The 22,531-nt window shown below is 35.2% G+C and carries 21 protein-coding genes; 18 read left to right on the top strand and 3 right to left on the bottom strand.

Annotated features, from left to right (window positions below; genetic code table 11):
- Positions 1 to 6 precede the first annotated feature (6 nt).
- Positions 7 to 1,353, bottom strand: a complete 1,347-nt coding sequence (locus ABDZ97_RS14795) for a sigma-54-dependent transcriptional regulator (protein ID WP_343789404.1) — start codon at positions 1,351 to 1,353, stop codon at positions 7 to 9.
- A 97-nt stretch (positions 1,354 to 1,450) separates the two neighbouring features.
- Entirely contained in the window at positions 1,451 to 1,834 is a 384-nt protein-coding gene (locus ABDZ97_RS14790) for a helix-turn-helix domain-containing protein (RefSeq protein ID WP_343789401.1), read from the bottom strand.
- 189 nt (positions 1,835 to 2,023) lie between these two features.
- Here ABDZ97_RS14790 and ABDZ97_RS14785 point away from each other — a divergent pair, with 189 nt between their 5' ends.
- The 18 genes from ABDZ97_RS14785 to ABDZ97_RS14700 all read left to right on the top strand — a co-directional run bounded on the left by ABDZ97_RS14785 (position 2,024) and on the right by ABDZ97_RS14700 (position 21,076).
- Complete coding sequence (locus ABDZ97_RS14785; protein WP_343789398.1) at positions 2,024 to 2,209, top strand: hypothetical protein; 186 nt, start codon at positions 2,024 to 2,026, stop codon at positions 2,207 to 2,209.
- Positions 2,210 to 2,276: 67 nt separating this feature from the next.
- The gene (locus ABDZ97_RS14780; protein ID WP_343789395.1) at positions 2,277 to 3,239 is read left to right on the top strand and encodes a tetratricopeptide repeat protein; all 963 of its coding nucleotides are present in this window, start codon (positions 2,277 to 2,279) and stop codon (positions 3,237 to 3,239) included.
- A 2-nt stretch (positions 3,240 to 3,241) separates the two neighbouring features.
- Positions 3,242 to 4,249 (top strand): ATP-grasp domain-containing protein, encoded by a 1,008-nt coding sequence (locus tag ABDZ97_RS14775; RefSeq protein ID WP_343789392.1) that lies wholly within the window; start codon positions 3,242 to 3,244, stop codon positions 4,247 to 4,249.
- On the top strand, positions 4,246 to 4,476 hold the full coding sequence (locus ABDZ97_RS14770) for a hypothetical protein (protein ID WP_343789389.1): 231 nt from the start codon (positions 4,246 to 4,248) through the stop codon (positions 4,474 to 4,476). Before ABDZ97_RS14775 ends, ABDZ97_RS14770 begins: the two co-directional genes overlap by 4 nt.
- Positions 4,477 to 4,479: 3 nt before the next feature.
- Complete coding sequence (gene gwsS, locus ABDZ97_RS14765) at positions 4,480 to 5,451, top strand: grasp-with-spasm system SPASM domain peptide maturase (RefSeq protein WP_343789386.1); 972 nt, start codon at positions 4,480 to 4,482, stop codon at positions 5,449 to 5,451.
- 172 nt (positions 5,452 to 5,623) lie between these two features.
- Positions 5,624 to 7,813: a peptidase domain-containing ABC transporter gene (locus ABDZ97_RS14760; protein WP_343789383.1), complete on the top strand. Its 2,190-nt coding sequence runs from the start codon at positions 5,624 to 5,626 to the stop codon at positions 7,811 to 7,813.
- Positions 7,814 to 7,817: 4 nt separating this feature from the next.
- Complete coding sequence (locus tag ABDZ97_RS14755; RefSeq protein ID WP_343789380.1) at positions 7,818 to 9,116, top strand: HlyD family efflux transporter periplasmic adaptor subunit; 1,299 nt, start codon at positions 7,818 to 7,820, stop codon at positions 9,114 to 9,116.
- A complete protein-coding gene (locus ABDZ97_RS14750) occupies positions 9,113 to 10,453 on the top strand; it encodes a TolC family protein (RefSeq protein ID WP_343789377.1) in 1,341 nt (446 codons plus the stop codon). The genes ABDZ97_RS14755 and ABDZ97_RS14750 overlap by 4 nt, the downstream gene beginning before the upstream one ends.
- A gap of 289 nt (positions 10,454 to 10,742) precedes the next feature.
- Positions 10,743 to 13,661 carry an immunoglobulin domain-containing protein gene (locus ABDZ97_RS14745; RefSeq protein WP_343789373.1) on the top strand — a complete coding sequence of 973 codons (2,919 nt, stop codon included), beginning with the start codon at positions 10,743 to 10,745 and terminating at the stop codon, positions 13,659 to 13,661.
- Positions 13,662 to 13,747: 86 nt separating this feature from the next.
- Positions 13,748 to 13,879 (top strand): hypothetical protein, encoded by a 132-nt coding sequence (locus ABDZ97_RS14740; RefSeq protein WP_343789370.1) that lies wholly within the window; start codon positions 13,748 to 13,750, stop codon positions 13,877 to 13,879.
- 212 nt (positions 13,880 to 14,091) lie between these two features.
- Positions 14,092 to 15,480, top strand: a complete 1,389-nt coding sequence (locus ABDZ97_RS14735) for a TlpA family protein disulfide reductase (protein WP_343789367.1) — start codon at positions 14,092 to 14,094, stop codon at positions 15,478 to 15,480.
- Positions 15,481 to 15,922: 442 nt separating this feature from the next.
- Positions 15,923 to 16,114 (top strand): hypothetical protein, encoded by a 192-nt coding sequence (locus tag ABDZ97_RS14730; protein ID WP_343789364.1) that lies wholly within the window; start codon positions 15,923 to 15,925, stop codon positions 16,112 to 16,114.
- Between the two features lie 445 nt (positions 16,115 to 16,559).
- Complete coding sequence (locus tag ABDZ97_RS14725; RefSeq protein ID WP_343789361.1) at positions 16,560 to 17,984, top strand: amidohydrolase family protein; 1,425 nt, start codon at positions 16,560 to 16,562, stop codon at positions 17,982 to 17,984.
- Between the two features lie 43 nt (positions 17,985 to 18,027).
- A complete protein-coding gene (locus ABDZ97_RS14720; RefSeq protein ID WP_343789358.1) occupies positions 18,028 to 18,318 on the top strand; it encodes a hypothetical protein in 291 nt (96 codons plus the stop codon).
- Between the two features lie 118 nt (positions 18,319 to 18,436).
- Positions 18,437 to 18,709 carry a hypothetical protein gene (locus ABDZ97_RS14715; protein WP_343789355.1) on the top strand — a complete coding sequence of 91 codons (273 nt, stop codon included), beginning with the start codon at positions 18,437 to 18,439 and terminating at the stop codon, positions 18,707 to 18,709.
- Positions 18,710 to 18,720: 11 nt separating this feature from the next.
- A complete protein-coding gene (locus tag ABDZ97_RS14710; RefSeq protein ID WP_343789352.1) occupies positions 18,721 to 19,110 on the top strand; it encodes a hypothetical protein in 390 nt (129 codons plus the stop codon).
- 158 nt (positions 19,111 to 19,268) lie between these two features.
- A complete protein-coding gene (locus ABDZ97_RS14705) occupies positions 19,269 to 19,937 on the top strand; it encodes a DUF7822 domain-containing protein (protein ID WP_343789349.1) in 669 nt (222 codons plus the stop codon).
- A gap of 158 nt (positions 19,938 to 20,095) precedes the next feature.
- The gene (locus tag ABDZ97_RS14700; protein WP_343789346.1) at positions 20,096 to 21,076 is read left to right on the top strand and encodes a hypothetical protein; all 981 of its coding nucleotides are present in this window, start codon (positions 20,096 to 20,098) and stop codon (positions 21,074 to 21,076) included.
- An 86-nt stretch (positions 21,077 to 21,162) separates the two neighbouring features.
- On the opposite strand, the gene ABDZ97_RS14695 is transcribed toward ABDZ97_RS14700, so the two are convergent.
- Complete coding sequence (locus ABDZ97_RS14695; protein ID WP_343789343.1) at positions 21,163 to 22,434, bottom strand: DEAD/DEAH box helicase; 1,272 nt, start codon at positions 22,432 to 22,434, stop codon at positions 21,163 to 21,165.
- Positions 22,435 to 22,531: the final 97 nt, after the last annotated feature.

Raw genomic sequence — 22,531 nt, 5'->3', positions numbered from 1 at the left:
GTCGGATTAATTAGATAGTTTACCTTCCTGGATCAACCGGTAAATAGTTGATTTTCCTATTCCCAGTTTAGAGGCGGTTCGGACAACGTTATTATCATTTTTATTCAATGAAAGCTGAATGATTTTTGTAGTATACTCTTCCAGTGTGAATTCATCATTGAAAAGGACATCCGGAGAACTGTCGCTGGTAAATGCGAAATCATACGCTTCGATTACATCTGAATCACTAAGAACAATAGCCGATTCAATGATTGCTTTTAATTCCCGTACATTACCAGGGAAATTATATTTTAGCAGCGCCTTCATTGCTGAATTGGCCAGCATTTTTTCAGGGAGTTTATTCTTCTTACAGAATTGTTTGAGGAAATAATTGGCCAGAATAATAATGTCTTTTCCTCTTTCCCGTAGAGGCGGTAACTCGATCGTGATTCCCATAAGACGGTAATACAAATCTTCTCTGAAATTTCCTTCCCGGACTTCGTTCAGTAGATTTTTGTGTGTGGCTGTAATCAGTCGAAAGTCTAGTTTTATCTTTTGATTTCCCCCGACACGGGTCATCTCCATTTCCTGTAAAACCCGGAGCAGTTTTACCTGCATCGAAAGTTCCATTTCTCCGATTTCATCAAGAAAAACGGTGCCGCCCTTAGCGGATTCCAGCAGTCCGGTTCTTGCAGCATGAGCTCCTGTGAATGCTCCCTTCTCATGTCCGAATAATTCGCTTTCAATCAATTCTTTCGGAATAGCTGTAACATTGATCGGGACAAAAGGCTTGCTCTTCCGGTTGGAATTGAAATGGACAGAACGTGCTACCAGTTCTTTTCCCGTTCCTGTTTCACCGTACAACATGACATTGATATCCGATTTTACTGTTTTTTCTATCAGGTTGAATATCTTTTCCATTTCCGGACTGGCTCCCCGGATTTCAGATGAAATACTATACTTATCATGAATTTCACTGCGTAATACATTCAGCTCCCTTTTCATTTCACTTTGTTTAGTGGCGTTATGCGCAACATGCCACAGACGGTCAAGAGCATTATCATCTTTAATAATGTAGTCGAATACCCCCAGTCGAAAAAGCTGGACAGCAGTTGAAATATCCTCCTGCCCTGAGAGAACGATGATTACGGAATCAGGACTTTTCTTTTTAATCTCCAAAAGAAGTTCATGTCCGGAGAAATCGGGAAGATTGATGTCAAGTGTTATGACATCAGGATGTTGGTGTAATTGCTTGAGCAATTCATGTCCTGACTTGAATAACTGTACTGTATATTCCGGATCCATGGACAGGGAATGTTGCACTAGTTTTCCGTATACGGGGTCGTCTTCTACGCAGAATAAGGTATAATTCATCGGTCGGCTTTTTCCCAATTTAGGAAAAATAGCGCAAACCTGCTAATAAAATAATCTTTTTGTTTTGATAATAAGTGGGGTAGGAGTTGTTGGTAAATCACTTTCTTTTTTCTAGTAATTCAATTATTTGGTTTTTGGCTTCGATCACTTTTTGTAAATCTTCAATTCGTTGTTCATGGCTTCGAATTATTTCTTCGTACAGTTTATCAATTTTATCAAAAGGGATATTGTAAGTATTCAAATATCCAGATTGTGAACAAGAATTAAACACTACCTGATCGTTAAATGATTTTATTGCATCAGGATTAACATCTAGGATATTAGAAATTTCATTTAATCTTTCTTCGGAAATATTTGTTTTACAGTTTTCTATGTCTGAATAATATCCCTGGCTTACCGATAATTTATCAGCCACATACTGTTGACTGAAATTTTTAAGTTCTCTTACTTTTCTTATTTTTAAACCAATTGTATGATCCATCACCTTGATAATTTATCGGTTAAAAGTAATAAATTATAAGTTCATTCGATTGGTTTAATAGATTATATGCCTTATAATTACTTCATCAAATTACTTATTTGAATCCTAATTTACTGTTGAGATGCGCATAAACAAACTCTTAGGCAATTGAGTGATTTGTTTTTTTTCTAACATTAAAATTTATCAAAAATGAAAAAGAATTCAATTAATGGGTTTGAACAAAATGAGATTGTTTTGGATCAGGTTAAAGGTGGTTACTGGAGTCCAACACAAGGCTCTGACGGATCAAACGATGAAGAGTTAATAACAGAAGGTAAAAAGTACGACACTATTGACTCTGAGTACGATTGCGATAAAGGAGAGCTTTTGTGGTAGTTGTGTTTGTGTTGTTTCAGCATACTCAGTCTGCGAAGACTGGGTATGCTAATCTTATTAAAATAATATGGCGAAATACTTATCTCTTACCCTGCTTTTTGTAGCAGTAGTAACTATTAAATCCTTTTCTCAAACCAAAAAAAATGAAAACTACATTGATTATTACAATTTAGTCAATGAGGCTTCTTTTTGGTTTTATGAACAACAATACGATTCAGCGATTCTTTTTTATGAAAAAGCTATTCAATCCGTCAACGTATCATCTGGAATTGATCGCTATAATTTAGCTCGATCTTATTGGGAAGTAAACCGCAAAAAAGATGCCTTAAAATTACTTTCACAATCCAAACATATTGAAGGGTTACAAGACATATTTATTGATGATACAACTTATTTTGAGGGAATGACTGTATCTCAAAAAAGTAGGTTAGTAAAAAAACTAATAAAAAACGAATTGCCATACAACAAGAAACATAATGAATTTGTTCAGTCACTTTTCAAGAAAGATCAAAGGCTAAGAATTCTAATAAGAGACTCTATTCGTCCATATTATGAAAAGGATAGTATTATAATGGGAGAATATTTAGAGAAACTTAGAGAAACTGATTCAATCAACGGCTTAGAACTGATTAATTATGTAAAGTCGAATGGAATGCCGGGAGGTGTGCACGGGCAGTTTCATAAATTATCTATAATATTCGTTCATATGTCAAAAGAATGGTTTGTATCTAATTACAGGACATTATTTAAGGAAATTAATAAGGGAAATTTAGATCCGTATTTTTTTGCAAAAGGAATGGACAGAGCATTTAAACAAAACCCTTGTGAACGATTTACAATTTACAATGCCTATTTTCACGACAAGGACTATACCGATCCATGGCTACTTTACGTTAATCGACTTTCAATAGGATTATCACCCTATTATATTGACACTTGGAACCTATATCCAAAGGGGCAATCCCCAAAAAGAACAGCAATGTTTGATTTTTACAAAAAACATAAAACACAGTTTAATTATTTAAAGTAGTAATGGATTGTATTCTAATCGCAAAGGCAAATGATTTTACAGCTAAATCTATTCATGAATGGTTGGTAAACTATGGTGTTGATGTACATCGGTATATTTCTGATGTCGAAAAGACTATGATTTCTCATATTACTCTGTCTACGGATAATAAAAATTATGAATTCGATTTAGGCAACTCCACTTTTAATATGGAAAATATTCCTTTCGTGTATTTTAAGAGCGGAATAGTGTCTTTGAGTAACATAACAAACTCTAACTTTAATTCATGTAGCCTATTCAATTTCAAAGGACGATTGGCATATTTTTTCACTACCTACGAACTTGCTATGAAAGAGATTTGTCTTAATCAATTTGAATCTAAGGTGAAAATAGGTAAGAATAATCCGGGTAGAATTAATAAAATAAATGTCTTAGAAGCCGCTATTAAAGCAGGATTACAAATCCCTGATACTATTTTGACAACAAAGAAGGAAAAGGTTAGGGAGTTTTTGAATACTCATATTTCGATCATTACTAAGAGTCTTGATATTAACTTTAGTTTTGCCGAGACAACTGAAGGGTATTTATACCATCAACTTACATCAAAGGTAACATTAAAGGATATTAACTCATTTCCTGTGACATTTCCTTTAACTCTATTTCAGAAAGAAATAAAAAAAATAATTGAGCTAAGAATTTTCTTTATTAATCAGAAGATTTTCACAGCGGCAATTTTTTCACAAAATTCTCATTTAACAGAAAGTGATTACAGAAACTATAACCATGAAAACATGAATAGGGTCATTCCTTTTAACTTACCGCAAGAGATCATGAACAAACTTACTAAGTTGATGAAGAATTTAGGGCTTGAATCCGGTTCGATAGACATGATACTAACACCAAATCAAGAATACGTTTTCTTAGAAGTAAATCCAAATGGTCAATTTATGGCGAATTCTGATTACTGTAATTTTTATTTAGACAGAGAAATAGCAAGAGAAATAAACTATAACATAAGAATGGCAATATGAATGAGGTTTTACATCAACTAGATCAAAATAATATTAGTCCTGAGATTATCCCTCTTGATATTCTGTTTACGAAAAAAAGGTTACAGCAAATAGATAAAGAAGATATAGGAAGTAAAAAACAGGTAAATAACATTGAAGTTAAGGCAATTAGGTATAGTGGAAACAAAAAGATAATGCCTTCTGGTCCGATTAGTACCTGTTATAATCCTGAACTTATAATAAAGTGAACAATGGAAGAAGAAAAGTACATAGTTGCCAGTAATTGTATTTTCGTTAAAGGTTATAAAAACAATCTTCTTTTTGATATTCAAAAGAGATGTTGGTATCACATAACCTTTAGCTTATCGCCAGTTGATTTAACTAAAATAGATACTGATTCAATTGAGTACATGGTAAGTGAAGGAATCCTTTTGAAAGTACCAAAAAGCTTGGAGTCCTTATTGCCTCCGATAAGTTTAGAATACGATTCTCCGTATTTAATAGAATCGGCAATTATTGATAGATCTGAAACCTCAGAATACTCAATAGAAAAAGTAGTTCATTTATTAGATTCACTATCAGTAAAGTTCTTACAGGTTAGATACTATTCTGATATTGACATTGAGGAATTAGAATTATTATTGAATTATTTATTTGAATCTACGATAGAAAGTATTCAATTAGTTTGTCCTTATAAAAAAGATCTTCTTGAATACATTAAGTCCAATAATTTGTTTAGTAGAAACCCTAAACTTTCAAATATAATTTTTTCGAGTTGTTCTGATAATATTGTAGATGATTATGCCAACATTGCATTTACAAGCGAAATAATAAATTCCTCTGATAATTGTGGGAATATCCATCCTAATTTATTCTCTAACAACCCTAAGTTATTTTTTAAGAGTTTGAATTTTAATTCATGTCTACACAAGAAAATTGGAATTGATGAAAAAGGTTTCCTTAAAAATTGTCCTACAATGCAGAATAGTTTTTGTCATATTGATGATGCAAGTGACTATAATATAAAGCAATTGAAAACCTCATTTTGGAGCATTACGAAAGATCAAGTTAATATTTGTAAAGACTGTGAATTTAGATATATATGTACAGATTGCAGAGTAATTACAGACTCTCCAGAAAATATATATTCAAGACCTCTAAAATGCGGATATAATCCTTACATATCAAAAAGTGGAAAGGAGAAAAGGAATATTATTCTTTAGAAGAGTGTGGTATAATTTCAGACGGTGAGAATATAACTATTGACCATAGCCGTATTGCTTACATAAATCAAACACTTAGTAATATCTAACGTTTTGAAAAAAAATCAATAGCAACCACATAAAAAACAGACGAGTAGAAATAATTCTGTTGTAAGATAAAACCTTTCTAAAAATGTCATTCCCATTTTACAAACAATATGATTCAATGGACTGTGGTCCCACTTGTCTTCGCATGATTGCTAAACATTTCGGAAGGTCGGTTGCTTTACAAAAATTGCGTAGTATTTCTGAAACCACTAGAGAAGGAGCTAGCTTAAAAAATATTGCTGATGCCGCAGAAAAGATAGGTTTTAGAACTTTAGGTGTTAAAGTGAGTTTTCAAAAACTTCAAGAAGATGCTCCTCTGCCATGCATTGTTCACTGGAAGCAAGAGCATTTCGTTATTGTCTATAAAATTGCAAAATCGAAAGTTTATGTAGCCGACCCCGCTCATGGTCTTATTCAATACACGCATAAAGATTTTATTAAAAACTGGATAGGAGACAATGCTAATGCTGAAACGGAACAAGGAATTACCTTGTTACTTGAACCGACCCCTCGTTTAAACCAGAAAGAAGAAGATGACATAGAGCACAAAAAAGGATTTTCTTTTTTGTATCAATATATTTTCCGTTATAAGCGATTCCTTGTTCAGCTTATTTTAGGGCTACTAGCAGGGTCTTTACTTCAACTAATTTTTCCGTTTTTAACACAAAGTATTGTTGATGTTGGGATTCAAAATCAGGATATAAATTTTATCTACCTGATATTAATTGCACAGATCTTTTTGTTTCTAGGACGTACCGGAATTGAAATCATTAGAGGTTGGATATTATTACACCTGAGTACCCGAATTAATATTTCGCTGATTTCCGATTTCTTTATCAAACTGATGAATCTTCCGATTGCCTATTTTGATTCCAAAATGACAGGTGACATAATGCAGCGAATCGCAGATCATCAACGTATTGAACATCTACTTACCTCAACCTCCTTAAATACCTTATTTTCGTTCTTTAATCTGGTGATCTTTGGAGGTGTACTAGCGTGGTACGATTTAAAAATATTTGCTATTTTTTTTATTGGTAGTACTATGTATTTTGTGTGGGTACTCCTTTTTCTCAAAAGACGTAAGGATTTAGACTACAAACGTTTTTCTCAAATGAGTAATGAACAAAGTAAAGTTATAGAACTCATTAACGGAATGCAGGAAATTAAACTGCATAATGCTGAAAAACAAAAGCGATGGAGTTGGGAATTTTTACAGGCTCGGTTGTTTAAAATTTCTATTAAGAGTCTTGCCTTGGAACAAACCCAATCTATTGGGTCAAGTTTTATAAATGAGCTGAAAAACATTCTAATTAGTGTGTTTTCTGCTAAATTGGTTATTGACGGCGAAATAACGCTTGGAATGATGATGGCAATTTCCTATATCATAGGTCAATTAAATAGCCCTATTCAACAATTAATTGTATTTGTGTATTCTTTTCAGGACGCAAAAATTGCTTTAGAACGTTTATCAGAAATCCATAACCGAGAAGATGAAGAAATGGATAAAGAGAATAAAGTACATGATATTCCAATAGGTAAGGATTTTGAGTTACATAATGTCCATTTCAGATATATCGGAAGTACAGAAGAAGTATTAAGGGAATTGGATTTGGTTATTCCTGCCCAAAAACTTACCGCTATTGTTGGTTCTAGCGGTAGCGGAAAGACAACATTAATGAAAATGCTTTTAAAATTCTATGAACCGCAACTGGGAGAAATAAAAATCGGGAGCACAAATCTTAGCTCTATCAGTCAGTATGCTTGGCGCTCCAAAAGTGGTGTAGTAATGCAGGAAGGCTATATTTTTAATGATACCATAGCCAATAATATTGCCGTGGGTGAAGATACTATTGATAAAAGGTTGTTACAACACGCTGTTAAAATCGCTAATATTCAGGATTATATAGATCAATTGCCATTAGGCTTCAATACAAAAATAGGTATGGAAGGGGTGGGAATGAGTACGGGACAAAAACAACGTCTTTTAATTGCTCGTGCTGTCTATAAGAATCCGGAGTTTATTTTTTTTGATGAAGCTACCAGTGCTTTAGACGCAAATAATGAACGGGTTATCATGGAAAACCTGAATACTTTTTTTAAAGGGCGTACTGCTGTTGTTATTGCTCACCGACTTAGTACGGTAAAGAATGCCGATCAAATTGTTGTATTGGAACACGGAAAGATTCATGAAAAAGGAACGCATGAAGAATTGGTGAAGTTGAAAGGAAGGTATTTTGATTTGGTTAAAAATCAATTGGAACTAGGAAAATAGGAATATGCCGCAAGAAAATCACCATAAACAGGAGGTAGAAATACGCTCGGATGAAGTTCAGGAGATAATGTCACACGTTCCCAATTGGATGATTCGTTGGGGGATCTCACTTATTTTGGGGGTTATAGTATTATTTCTATTCCTTGCCTGGCTGATTAAGTACCCTGATGTTATCACAGGAACGGCAACTTTAACGACTTCTACACCTCCTGTTAAGCTAGTAGTCAAGTCTTCAGGGGAACTCGAAAAAATTTTTATTACGGATAATCAGGTAATAGATAGGGAACAAACGATTGCTTCCATACAAAGTACCTTATCAGATAAAGCCCATCTTTTTTTATCAGAGAGAATAACAGAGATCAAAGAAGCGTATGAGCTAAATAAGCTGGAGGAACTGGATTTAACAGAACAAGAATATGTTTTTGGTGAATTGCAGGCAAACTACTCTGCACTAAGAACAGCTTTGCAACAATACTATTCACTTTTGAAAGAAAACAATGTTCTTTTTACTATTGAAAACACCAAAAAACAGATAGAAAATCAAAGTGCTCTATTGGATTTAGTGACTAAACAGGCAGTTCGACAAAAAAGACTTTTGGCGAATGCGCAGGAGAAATTCACATCAGATAAAACGTTGTACGAAAAAGGTGTTATTTCACAAATAGACTTTTTTGATCGGGAAAAGAGTTACGAAAGTACGATAAATGCTGTTCAGGAGCTTGAAAAGAGTAAAATTCAGATTGCAATTACCCTTACAGAATTAGAAAAACAATTAAATGAGCTTACCTTCAATTTCGGAAAGGAAAAACGGAATTTACTCTTTGAGATTAAAAGTCAAATTTCTATCCTCGAAAGTCTGTTAGCTACTTGGCAAAGAAACTACCAGATAACCAGTCCGGTTAAAGGACGGTTGACGTACTTAGAGAGCCTTTCAGAGAATCAATTTGTTGAACAGGGGAAGGAAATTTTTGCGGTTATACCTGACAATCAAAATTATATTGCCTGTTTAAAAATCCCGAAAGCAGGGTTCGGAAAGGTAAAATCGGGGCAAAAAGTAATATTGAAACTTGATAATTTCCCTCATCATGAATATGGGCAACTAGAGGGGGAAGTACAAACGGTTTCACTGATAGCAAATGAAGATAATTATCTGGTTAAAGTCGTATTGAAAGGAGGTTTACAGACAAGTTATCATAAAACAATTAGTTACACACCTGAAATGAGTGGTACTGCTGAAATTATAACAGAAGACCTTCGAATAACGGATCGTATTTTTAATCAACTCAGAGATTTATTTCAATGATCTGTCAAAAAAGAAAAATAGACCTCACTTGTATTCAAAGACAAGCAAAAAGAGTAATTTTTGTATTGTTTTTTGTTCCTGCTTTTTCTTTTTCTCAATTCTGGACATTAGATAAATGTATTGATACCGCTTTACAAAATAACTTGTCATTACAATCAGGACTGTTTCAATACCAAAAAGCAGAAATTGAGCTTAGAAATGCCAGACAAGACTTACTTCCCTCACTTAATGGAGGAATAACACACGGTTATAATTGGGGACAAACCATAGATTTATTTACCAATCAGTTTGCAACAAGCCGTGTTATGTATGATAATTTTTATCTCAATAGTAGTATTACCTTATTTTCAGGTCTGCAAAAGTATTACGGGATTCAAATCAGTAGGTTAAACACACAAACAAAAATACTGGAACAGCAGATTACGGAAAGGAATGTAAAGATTGATGTTGCAGCAGCTTTTTTACAAGTGTTATTAAATAAAGACGTGGTTGAATTGTGTGAAAAGACAACTTATAAAACCAACTTACAATATCAACGTGTTCAAGAGTTCTTTTCAGAGAATCAGGCTACAAATGCTAATCTTTTGGAATTGAATGCTCAATTGGAAAGAGACCGATATACCCTAACAAAAGCCCGTAATGATTTAGCCTATTCCCTGCTACTCTTACAACAAGTGCTAAATGTTACTATAAGAGACAGTTTTGCTATTTCACCTTCATTTGGTGAATTTACTATGAATACGGCTTCTGCTGATTCAGTAACTTTTCCTGAAATTTTTAAAATTGAAACGGATATTCAAAGACAAGTTTACCTGATTAAATCGGTTAAAGGAAGGTATTATCCTACTCTGATACTTAGTGGTTCTTTAGGAAGTGGTTATTCTGGTAATAATAAAGCTCTATCTCCATCGGGAGAGTATGTTACACGCCCATTTAACCAACAGGTAAATGACAACTTTTACCAATCTGTATTTGCAACGCTAAGTATTCCTATTTTCAATAAAAACGGGACACGGAATCAGGTGAGAATACAGGAATTAGAACTCAAAGAACTACATCTAAATAAGCAAAGGGAGTACAATGAACAGGCGCAAAAACTGGCACAATTGAAAATGGAAATTTCAAGTGCAGAAACACAACTTTTGTCTTTAGAAACAGTAAGTCGATCAGCTCGCTTAAATTTTGAACACAGTGAGTTACTTTTCGAAACAGGCAATCTGACAGCCACTGAACTGGAAGAAGCTAAAAACAAATTATTCACAGCTCAATCAGAACTATTACAGACCAAATACCAACTATTATTTAAGAAAATAATTTTAGGTTTTTATTTAGAATAAGGAATAATTATACCATACTATTCTTGTTACAATAGAATCTTTTTTGCCTTAAATAGGCCTAGCCTTTTGTTTGATAATAAAGTGAAATTACCAGAGTATTGGTAACAGGTTTCAATTCCTGAAAATAGAAATCATTCCCAAATATGGAAAATTATCGAAAACGACAATATGTATAACTCATTGTTTTTCAATGAGTTAACTCTTGTTTAGGTGCTTTGGCACAATTTTCATAACTGATTAGTCGGATACAGGTTCGGACTTAGTAAATAAAAACGTAAAAAAGTAAGTTATGAAAGCATTTATACAAAAAGTAAAAGATTATGGGACGGGGTTCCTGATCTGTTTGGGTGTACTGGTGAGTGGAGTATCTTTTAACGTGAATGCGCAATGTACTTCAGCACCTTATGGTTTATATGGAAGCATTACTCCTGCGTGTACAGGTAATTTCGAAACAATAACAACCTGCGGATACCGTGGTGAGTATTCGAATGTGTCTGTTATAGCCGGATATCAGTACGAGTTTCAAAGTAGTATCAGTACAGATTATGTTACAATCGCAACTACCAGTAATGCGCCTTTGGTATGGGGTACACAATCGGTAGTTTGGACGGCTACTTTTACAGGAACAGTGCGATTCTTTAGCCACGTGAATTCTTCTTGTGGTACTTCTACTTCCTGTATGACACGAAGCGTAAAATGTTCAGGTCCTGCGGGTGCTCCGTGTACAAATAATTATGCATACGGTTCTGCTTCAGCGCCGTCCAATCAAAGTACAGTTACAATTAGCTCTTGTAACTATCAGAATGAGTATAGTACGGTTTCTAATTTAGTACAGGGGAGCGATTATCAGGTAAACAATAGTAACGGAGGGTATATTACAGTGCGTCATTCAGCGTATAACGGAACTGTGGTTGCACATGGTCCGGCACCATTATCTTTTACTGCAACTGTTTCAGGAACCTATTACATTCACTATAACACGGATGAGTTTTGCGGAACAGCAACTACATGCGGAACGACAACGATTAAGTGTATCTCATGCGGACCACAATATAATCCTTGTTTGGTAATTAACGACTTGTCTTGCGGTTTACAGGAAGATTTTACGATTAATTCCGGTTCCGGAGCATGGAGTAATTATGGTGGTCCTGTGGTTACCCCCGGAAAAGAGGAGATTTTCCGATATACGCCTTCCGTATCAGCAACGTATGTGCTTGATATTACTTCTGCTGATGACTGGATTGACCTTTTCTATAAAGAAGCATCTCTAGGTTGTAACGCTGCAGGGTGGGCTTATTTGGGACGAATCTACACACAGAATAGTTTTTCAGTGGCGCTTACAGGAGGAGTAGAATATTACTTTATGTTGGATGCGGAAAGCTCAGATGAAGTGCCGTTTACGGTTCAGCTTGGATGTCCTCCGGTAAATGATTTGTGTGAAAACGCCAGAAGTATAAATCTGGGATGTGGAGAAGTTTATACCGATATGGGTAGCACATATTCTGCTTCCAATTCAGGTGCAGGTCCCGGATGTACAACAACCGCATCAACTGCTCCCGGTGTATGGTATCGATTATTAGGACGCGGTACACCATTGAATGTTAGTTTATGTGGATCTTCATTTGATACTAAACTATTTGTATACAGTGGAGAATGTGGAAATTTAAACTGTGTGACAGGGAATGATAATGCATGTGGAGTGCAATCAGAATTAAACTTTACATCGGTATCCGGAGTGTTGTACTACATTTATGTGACAGGAAATAATGCACAATCAGGAGATTATGTATTAACGATCACAGATGGAGGAACTGACTCTGAAGCTCCGGTTATTTCAGGCGATTCACCTGTTTGTCCGGGGACAGAAGTTACTTTGACCGCTTCCGGTGGGGTTTCGGGTACAGGCGCAGACATATACTGGTATGCTCAACCCAATGGAGGAGGTAATATTTTAGAAATCGGGTCTTCATTGACTTTAATAGCAAACGGTACACAAACATTCTACGCAAGAAGAGAAGGGTACTGTAATGTTTCTGGTGATGCTATGTTTACAGTAGTTGCAGATGTGCCGGAGACATTAGGACTGGATGGAGATTCACGAACCTGTGTGGTAAATCAGAATGGATTTGTACACTTTTCAAAAGACGGTAGACTCATCGCTTCTGTAAACTCACATGGACAGAATCTGGGAAATGTAACTTCTGTTTCCTACGTGCATGGTAACCCGATAGATGTTCCGGCTTGTCAGAATCCACTCTCACCACAATTTAATACAATGGTATTGGGAAGAAGTTGGTTGATTTCACCGGATTTTCAACCGGCATCCGATGTGACTGTACGTCTGTACCTTGATATAGATGAATACAATGAACTGGAGTCACAGGCCAATATAAACCTGTCCGAGCAAGACGATGTATTGTCTATTGCGGATTTACAACTGTCTAAATACCATAATGAAGTTGTTCCGGCTCTGGAAAATAATTCTCCTTTGGATAATTGTACTTCCGGTCAAACGACAGCGCATGCACAACTGGCATGGGATCAGGCAAACAATTACTTCATCGGTTTTGATGCAAATGGATACTATGTTGAGTACGATATACCTTCTTTCTCGGAGTTCTGGTTACATGGAAACTCAACACTATCACCGTTGCCTGTATCATTGACTTATTTTGATGTAGACTGTTCTTCAGGAGAAGCAGAAATTTTATGGCAGACAGTTTCTGAAAACAATTCCGATTACTTCTCTGTATTGCGTAGTAATGACGGAATAGAGTGGAGAGAACTGGACAGAATTGATGCGGCAGGAACTTCAAATGAAGAACTGAATTACAGAACTACAGATTTTGCAACAATGGAAGGAATCGTTTATTACAAATTGATACAAGTGGATCTCGATGGCGAGGCGACAGAATACGGACCGGTTTCAGCAGATTGTAAAGTAGTAAACAATGATATGAGCATTAGTTTATATCCGAACCCTGCCAATGAGAATACACTGATAAAAATTGAAAATCCAATCCGGGGAGAAGGACGTATATCCCTGGTCGATATATCCGGTAGAGCAGTGATGAACTGGGAAGTACAGTTTGATCAAACAGTTTACGTGAAGAGTGTTAGTTGCGAGGATTTTGCTTCCGGAGCATATCGAGTATGGGTTGTTTTTCCGGACGGGTCGGCTGAAAGCGTTATCATGATTAAAAATTAGCAAGGGTTAAAATGACCTTAGTCCGGAAAACTAAAACTGTCACTCCGGAACTCCGGGGTGACAGTTAAAACAAAAAAAGAGAAGAAATGGTATATCTGATTTTAGCTTTGGTTGCTTTGGGAGTTCTGCTCAGTTGTTATGTGATATTCAGTATTTCTGAATTCATGTCAGACGAAAGACTGGAAGCGATGGATCTGAATGAAGAAGACTATTTCTAAGTTGAACAAGGTATTCACCTGTACCACCCGATAGAATGCGTTTTCATAACGTGTTTACAGTCCGGAAAGGGTCGTCTCATTTTGAGGCGGCCCTTTCACATTTGCGTCGGCAGAAGAAGGGAGGTTTCAGAAGAACTTTCGCATGAATAGCAGCATGTCATTTTTGTTTTGAAGGTTGTTTTTATCTATCTTCGCTCATTAAAAAATACACAATGCTACGTAAAAGAAAACATACATTTTGCCTGCTTGGCGTGTTATGTACAGTGCTGATAGTCGGATGTTCAGATAAAAAAGAATATGCTGTTTTTAAAGGAGAAACTCAGGGACTCAACGAGGAAGTGGTAACACTTATTTCTCTTTCCGATACGATTGAAATACCTGTTGTTAACGGATCTTTTTCTGATACGCTGCGAAGTCTTGAAAAATATTATCATTTACGAATCGGAGAAGTTGAAGTTCCCGTTTATTTTGAAAAAGGGGATGATCTTACACTGACACTTTCGGGAAGTGGGATAAATACGATTTCGTATTCGGGAACAGGAAACGAGCGGTTGAATTATTTACTCTTCAGATCAAAATCTTTTTCGGACGATGAGGTAGATTTCAAAGCACTCTTCAGCAAAGAAGAAAACGAATTCAAATCTACGCTTGAAGGAATGTTTGATGGCGTTCACAAAGAATTTGAGAAATACAAATTTTCATCGGATTTTAGCAAGTCAGAATCAACAGTATTGGATTATCAGTACTATAACCTCCTGAGAAGCTATGTTTCTTATCATCCGTATTTTACCCAGAATCCCGACTTTAAGCTGAGTGATAGTTTTTATCCGGAGGCGTATCGAAAGTTAGATGTAAACAATGTAGAGGATTTTGAAAAATTCACAGAGTATGCAGATTTGGTAGCGGCCATTCAGATGGAAAAATTCTATAAATCAATTGAAAAAAATTACCCGAATCTGGATGCTTCAGACTTTGCCTTTTTGGATGAAATAAAAATTGAGAAGTTGAAAAACCAGATGGTTGAACAAGCTTCTTTTTTCCTCAGTACCGCTAACAAGGACATGAAAGGAGTCTACGAAAAATTAGCAAATGCGACAACGGATGCATCTTTTAAGCAGGATTTGAGTGTAAAATATGCTCAGTTGGAAAAACTTCTTCCGGGAATGGTTTCTCCAAAGTTTCGTTATGAATCAATTTCGGGTGATTTCATCGCGTTGGATGACCTGAAAGGGAAGTTTGTCTATATTGATGTCTGGGCTACCTGGTGTCAGCCTTGTAAGAACGAAATTCCGGCTCTGAAAAAACTGGCGGAAGAAATGCAAAACGAGAAGATTGTTTTTGTGAGTATCTCAGTTGACCAATTAAAAGACAAAACAACCTGGAGAAAGATGGTCGAGAAAGAAGAGTTAAGAGGTATCCAGCTGTTTGCGGATAACGCATTTCATTCTTTCTTCATCCGTGAATATGCAATAGAATCAATCCCGCGATTTATTCTCGTGGATGATGAAGGGAATATTGTCAATGCAGATGCTCCACGTCCTTCAGGGGTAGGTACAAAGCTGTATCTTGAAGGCGAGTTAAAGAAAAAGAAGTCTGCTTAACGAACAGCGATGTAAAAGAAAAAAAGGAAATTATTTCACTAGTGTCCGATAAGATTTTTTAGAAGCGGGGGGATCTGTGAAGGATCTCCCCGCTTTCGTTTAATTTGGTTTTGCAGAACAAAATCACGTAACTAAACAGAGCTACTTTTAGGGCGCTGATTTCTCTGATTTATTGACTGCATGCACACTACGACACTGTTCCTGGAAAGCGGAACTGACTTGCGTTATATTCAAACTCTTTTAGGGCACAGTAGTCGTAAAAAGAATAGGGGTAGGTGTAACGATCACATTTTCAGTGGTTAAAATTGTTAAAAATCCATTTTGATTTATTAGTTTAGTTGCACAATAACTATAAAAGGAATAAAAGTCATGATTTTTATTCAGATGTTAGCTGCAAGTAAAATCGATGACAATCAAAAAGGAATATAGAAACAATGGGGCAATGGGAGCTCTACTTGACGAATACCAGAAGGCTATCAACGAACTGACTTTGACAATTAAGGGATTAAATCAAGACGATTTAAAGTTGTATATTGACGATGAGACAAATGATGATGATTGTAAATCAGTTCAAACCATCTTGAGTCACATAGTTCAAAGTGGTTATACGTATGTTGTTGAGATAAGAAAATGACTAGGTGAACAAATAAATTATAGAGATAAGGAAACCTTGAGCAGTGTTCAAGAATATGATTTAGCATTGATTATTATGTTCAATTTTACTGAGGCTCTATTTAACGACTACCCCGAATTAAAATTGACTGAATTTGATTTGAATCGTAAAATTAAAGTTAGATGGGGACAGACTTTTGATGTTGAACAGTTAATGCAGCATGCAATTGTTCATGTTTTAAGACATCGAAGGCAAATTGAAATTTTCAAGAATAAAATAAACCGTAATAAAAAGATAAGTAGTAAATAATTACTATTTTTAATTAACATAAAAGACAACATCGGCTATACTCCATACAGCTTAAACGCAATGAGGTGTAAGGAGTATAGCCGAAACGTCAGCAAAACCTAGAAAGGTTTATTATTAAACCTTTATTCATTTGAAATATTAACTAAAACCATATCCTATGTACACTGAAGAACAAAATCGGTTTATTGTAGAAGCTAAAGCTTCCATTTCGAAGGAACCTAAATCAAGACTTCTTGAACCAGCAAAAAATGTTATCGAGAGCGATAATTTTGTCTGTGATGCACATTGCCATATATTTGATGGACATTGCGTTGATGGCACTTATTTTCTCGTCCGATTACTTGATACTCAGAACAAAAGATTTTTGAGAAGAGTTATCCGTTGGATAGTAAGAAAAGTCCTGCCAGGTGGCGATTATGAAAAAGGATTTAATCTTCGAAATCATGATCTATCCAAGGATGAAGCTCTAGAACTTATCTACAAACAAAATCGAAAATTTGATATTACGGACGCCGACTTGAATGAATTGTTTGCTGAGCTAGATCAGGAACTAAAGCAAATGGATTCAAGTGAAAAGGAAATAATGGACTTTGATTTCAGAGGAGTCGTTAGGAGAATTAAAAGGGTTCGTAATATGCTGAATCAAGGAGAGATGAAATATGTTTATCAACAGTTTTTAATTGATGCAGTTACACAAACTAGAATTCATGAAGATAAAGATTTGTTGACTATAGTTTTAGGAATGGATCTTGAATCTGGATGGGAAGGAAGTAATATCAAACCTTATAAAAAGCAGCTAGATGAATTATTGGAATTATCTAAGGAAGAGCCAATTATTCCATTTTTTCCAATCCATCCAAAAAGAGTTGAGTTAAAAAAAGATGTTGACGGAAATCCATATAAATATAATGAGCTATATGATCTGTTTTTGGAATACTTTAAAGATAATCAAGATGGGTATTTTGGAGTGAAATTATATCCAGCTTTAGGTTACTATCCAGCCCATGACACTCTTGCACCTATTTATGAAGTATGTCAGGCCTGTAATATTCCAATTACAGTTCATTGTGGCGGAGAGATGATCTCAACTTTCAAGAAGAGAATCGAAACAAATATTTTCGGTAAACCAGTAACTGTTGCAACTGGAAAAAGGAAACTAAATGCACGGGAATTAAATGATCCGGATAATTGGTTTGTCGTAATGGAAAAGTACGAAAACTTAAAAGTTAATCTAGCGCATTTTGGAGGATCAGGGGCATGGGAAAAGTCCAGGGACAATCTGCATCAAAGAATTCAAGATATCATCTTGTTGATGGAAAAATATAAAGGTATTTACTCCGACTTCTCGTATAACTTTAATGATGATGAAGCAACAAGAATATTCAGTAATTATATGCGATCAGACGCAAAAAAGTATAGTAAAATTAAAGAAAGAACAATGTATGGAACGGATTATTGGGTTGTTCTCCCTCAATCTAATATGATTAGTGACCAAGAGTACTTTCTTGACACTCTTTATGAATACAATGATGTTCTTCTGGTAGATAATGTAAAGAGTTTTCTTTTCGATAAGACCAACTAGAGTATAAATAAATTTGAGAAAAGACGTGGTAAAATGTTCAATATTGGGATCCAACAAAAAATCGTCCAATGACGACGCATTCAGTCGAGATACTTTCAATATAATAGAAATTGATCAAAACAATTCATCCATTCTCAATATTACTGCGACTAAATTGAACAATCAAAATGACATTTATCGCTTCGTTTTGAACAGAATTGATGAAAAAATTGAAATAGACAAATGGCTCGGCAGTCCAACTGGTTGGTCCGAAAATGGAGAATTGAATTCCGAATGTGTAAACTGTTTGGAAGGGGGTAAATTAGGTTTTACAAAATGGAGATTCTCACAATAATTTGAAATAAATGAAATGCATATAACATGCGGTAAAAAAAATGGCGCACGATTACATTCGAGAGAAGCGTCACATTGCCTAGTGCAAGACCGTTGTGGTGCATTAAAAGAAACGATAGATGCCAATTAACATTTACATAGAAGAATCAGGAGAAAAGTTGGATTGGCTTTGTGATGAACATTGGGATTTGCCAATTCAAATAGACGCTCTTGAAACTTGGCTAAAAAATAAAGGAAAGTCTTTAGAGCCGAGTAAATATGTGGCGGACATTGGGTTTGACATAAGGAAAGACGCAAAAGGTGGTGGTGGCGTCTTGAACTCTGAATCAATGGGTATAATGGGAAAGATCGGAATGGATGTCTATTTTTCAGAATACCCTTCAAACGAATAAATCAGGGAAATATGTTTAACACTTTTGGAAATAAGGTTCGGATAAAAAGAACGCCAGAAACAGAAGAGAAAGGACTTGCGAATAAGGAAGGTGAAATCTACGGACAGACTACACCTTCAATGATGAATTTTGAAATCATTGGAACCCTTAAAGAAGACTTTGCAATAAATGTGCATTTTGATGATTTAAACCAATCGTTTTGGTTTACTGAAGACTTGATTGAACAATTAGATAATGGTCAAGGAACTGAAATAACACTTGACGGAATAAAGAAAAAATGGACAAAAGACAAAAACGGTGAATGGGTTGAAGAAGACACCAGTCCAATAAAAGATGAAAATGAACCTGAACAAAATCCAACAGACAATAAAACAGAATGGTGGAAGTTTTGGAGAAAATAAAGAAAACGACACCACAACAATGGCTATAAGTAAGCTCGGTCGATGTCTCCGTCTATCAACTCTCACTTCCTTTAATTAACTTCGGTTACCGATAATTTAATCTTAACCTAGCCGACCTACTTATAGCCGGGCCGTTAGCAGCAAATAAAACGAACAAAATGGCAAATAGAAGTTACTTATACTCAATCGACTTTGACAGAACAAAAGGGGAAAGAAAAGAAGGAGAGAAAATATTTGGATTATCGGAATACAGTTATTCTATTCCACTTTCGTATAAAATATTAGTAAGTCAAGATTCAAAAATTTCAAAGTCAATAAACTGGGACTATGAACACCCAATTGCTATTCAAGGAGATTTTGAAAAAGGAAAACAAAGGCTGTTTGATTTTCTAATGAAACTGCAAAGTGAGAACTTATTTGATAAGACGGAATTAGAAAAGCAAATAAATGAAACCAAAGAATTTTTAAATAATCATCAACTTCAAAATATAATTTTAGAATGTGGTGAAATTTATGAAATGGGTGATGGGGAACTAGAAGACCAAAATAAAGAACTTTTTGACGAAGATATAATGAATATAGAGAGTCAAATAAATGAATATTTGAACGATTTTAGGAGTATGAATAAATCTATTCAAACTCTTAAAAATGAAATCTTTGAATTTTCTAAACCAAAAGGATTTTTGTCAAAAATATTTTCCTCTGACAACTCGGAAAAAATTCAGGAATTAGAGAAGAAGATTAAAAACGTAGAACAAGAAAAGTGGAATATGCTTGGAGTGAACTATTGGTATGAAATTCTCTATTATCACTTCGAAAATAAGTAATATCAGCTGCCAACAATGGCTATAAACAATTGGGGCAAAGGTGTTAAAATCAAACTATAAGAATAAAATAAAGTTCGGTGCTAAACTGAAAAGTTAGGGTGTAAAAATCCCAACTACTCATAACCGAGACCATTATACATATATAAACAGAACCCTTAATGAAATACATTTCGCTAATATTTTTTCTAGGCTATTTGAATAATTTGTCAGCACAAGACTTTATGACTGACACCTGTCATTTGAAAGGAGCTATTAAGAGTATAATTTACGAAGAACAAACATATTTTTCGCCTGATGAAATTGAGACAAGAGAAACTCTTCATTATGTTTTCAATAAACAGAATCGTACTGTAAAAATAGACAGATCACTTTATCTTGAATTTCAAGGGGAATCATTCAATTCATCTATTGAAAGGAAGTTTGATAATTCTGGAGTAAGATATTCAAGTGAGATATTTCGACAAGATCACAAAGTGTTTTCTATAACGGACTTCATTTACGATGCTAATGGACAGTTAATTCAATCAAATTATTTTCATGAAAACCACAAAATGAAAGTGAATACTACTTCATATAAGTACAACGAGTTAAATCAATTAATTGAATTAAAAAGCGGTATTGAAAGTGGTGAAGTGTTTACAGAAAATTTTAAATATGATGAACTTGGCAATAAAATTTATCATGCCGATCTTTCTTCAACTAGTAGGAAATATAAATTTTGGACCTTCAATACAAGAAATCTATTAACTGAAGAGAAGTATTTAGACTCAAACTGGGCTTCGAGAACTACTTTTTACATAGACTCAGACAACAAAATAGATAGTCGTTCTGTTGAAGATTTTTCGAAAAACGTCTACACCGAAGAGAGTTACATTTACCTTTATAAATATGATGATGCAGGACAGTTAGTTGAAAAAATTGAAACTACTGCAAATGGAAAAATCGTGTTAAAAAGAACCTATACCAATAATTCGCATGGAGACCCAATAAATGAGGTGGTTTTCTTTTCTGAATCTAATAAAGCCGACACAATTTCTTACGAATATATTTATGACGATAACATGAATTGGATTTCAAAAATTACAAAAATCAATGGCGATTTATTTAAAATTGAATCAAACAAGATCACATATTTTTAATGACCTTGTATGACACATTCCAAACTCTATTTTTTCACGCTACCAAATGATTAACTTGTATACTTATCGGACACTAATGGAATTGTTTAATCTTCCTTTTTTTGTGATTGATCTTTAAGTACGACCTCCGTTTTTTTCTTTTGTCTGTTGCCGGAATTGTTTTTGGGTTTGGATCGGTTGAAATTCCCCCGTTTCTTTTTACGGGAAGGGAGTTTCCATTCGGGTTGAGGTCCTAATTCTTCCGGAATTGGGAATCGCTCGATTTCCATTTCGATCAACCGTTCGATCTTATTCATTCGGATCATGTCCTTCGGGTTGACAAGTGTAATCGCTTCACCTTTGGTATTGGCTCTGGCAGTCCTTCCTACCCGGTGGACGTAATCTTCCGCATCATAGGGGACATCATAATTAATAACCAGATTAATATCTTTGATGTCAATCCCACGACTTAGAACATCCGTAGCCACTATGATGCGTATGCGTTTTGAGCGAAAACCTCTCAACACCTCTTCTCGTTCTTCCTGATCAAGATTGGAAGAAATGCCACGTGCCTTGAATCCATTTTTACGAAGTCCGCGGGTAATTTCCGAAACTTTACTTTTACTGGATGTGAAAAGAATAATACTACTATAATTTTCTCTTTCCTTCAAAAGGTGATTCAATAATCCCTGTTTTTGCTCATCAAACGTGAGGAAAAGACGTTGTGTTACACCCTTTGCCGGTTTTGAAACAGATATAGTAATCTCTTCCGGTTCATGTAATAACGTATTGGCGAGCTTACGGATTGAGTCGGGCATAGTAGCACTAAACAAAATATTCTGCCGCTTTTTGGGAAGATAAGAGATAATTTGGTTAATGTCATCACTAAACCCCATGTCCAGCATACGATCTGCTTCATCCATTACCAGATGTTCTACTTTCGAAAAATCAACATATCCCATTTTTAAGTGAGAAAGAAGTTTCCCGGGAGTAGCGACAATGATATCCGTACCTTCCTGCAATGCTGCTTTTTGTTCGTTCCAGTTTTTCCCGTCTCCTCCTCCGTATATTGCTTTTGATCCAACGGATATAAAATAGGATAATCCCTGAATCTGCTGCTCGATCTGAACAGCTAGTTCCCTTGTGGGTACAATTACCAGTGTGTTGATAGATAAATCTTCTTTTCCAACTAGTTTATGTAAGATGGGAAGAACAAAAGCTGCAGTCTTTCCTGTTCCGGTTTGCGCACAACCAATAAGATCCCTTCCCTGCAGAATAGCAGGAATTGATTTTTCCTGTATCGGAGTGGCATTTTCGAATCCCATATAATGAATTGCTTCAAGCAGTTCGGGATTTAAACCTAATTCTGTAAATTTCATACGCTGTAAAGGTAATGAATTTCCAGTCGCCTGAAATGAATTAATAACCAGGGGGCTGGTAGTACTTTTATTTCCCGGAAAAAATGAGTATTTTGTT

Source organism: Wandonia haliotis (genome assembly GCF_039523435.1).
Taxonomy (GTDB): domain Bacteria; phylum Bacteroidota; class Bacteroidia; order Flavobacteriales_D; family Crocinitomicaceae; genus Wandonia; species Wandonia haliotis.
Note: the sequence above shows the minus strand (reverse complement) of the source record. Positions and strands in the feature narration are given on the sequence as shown.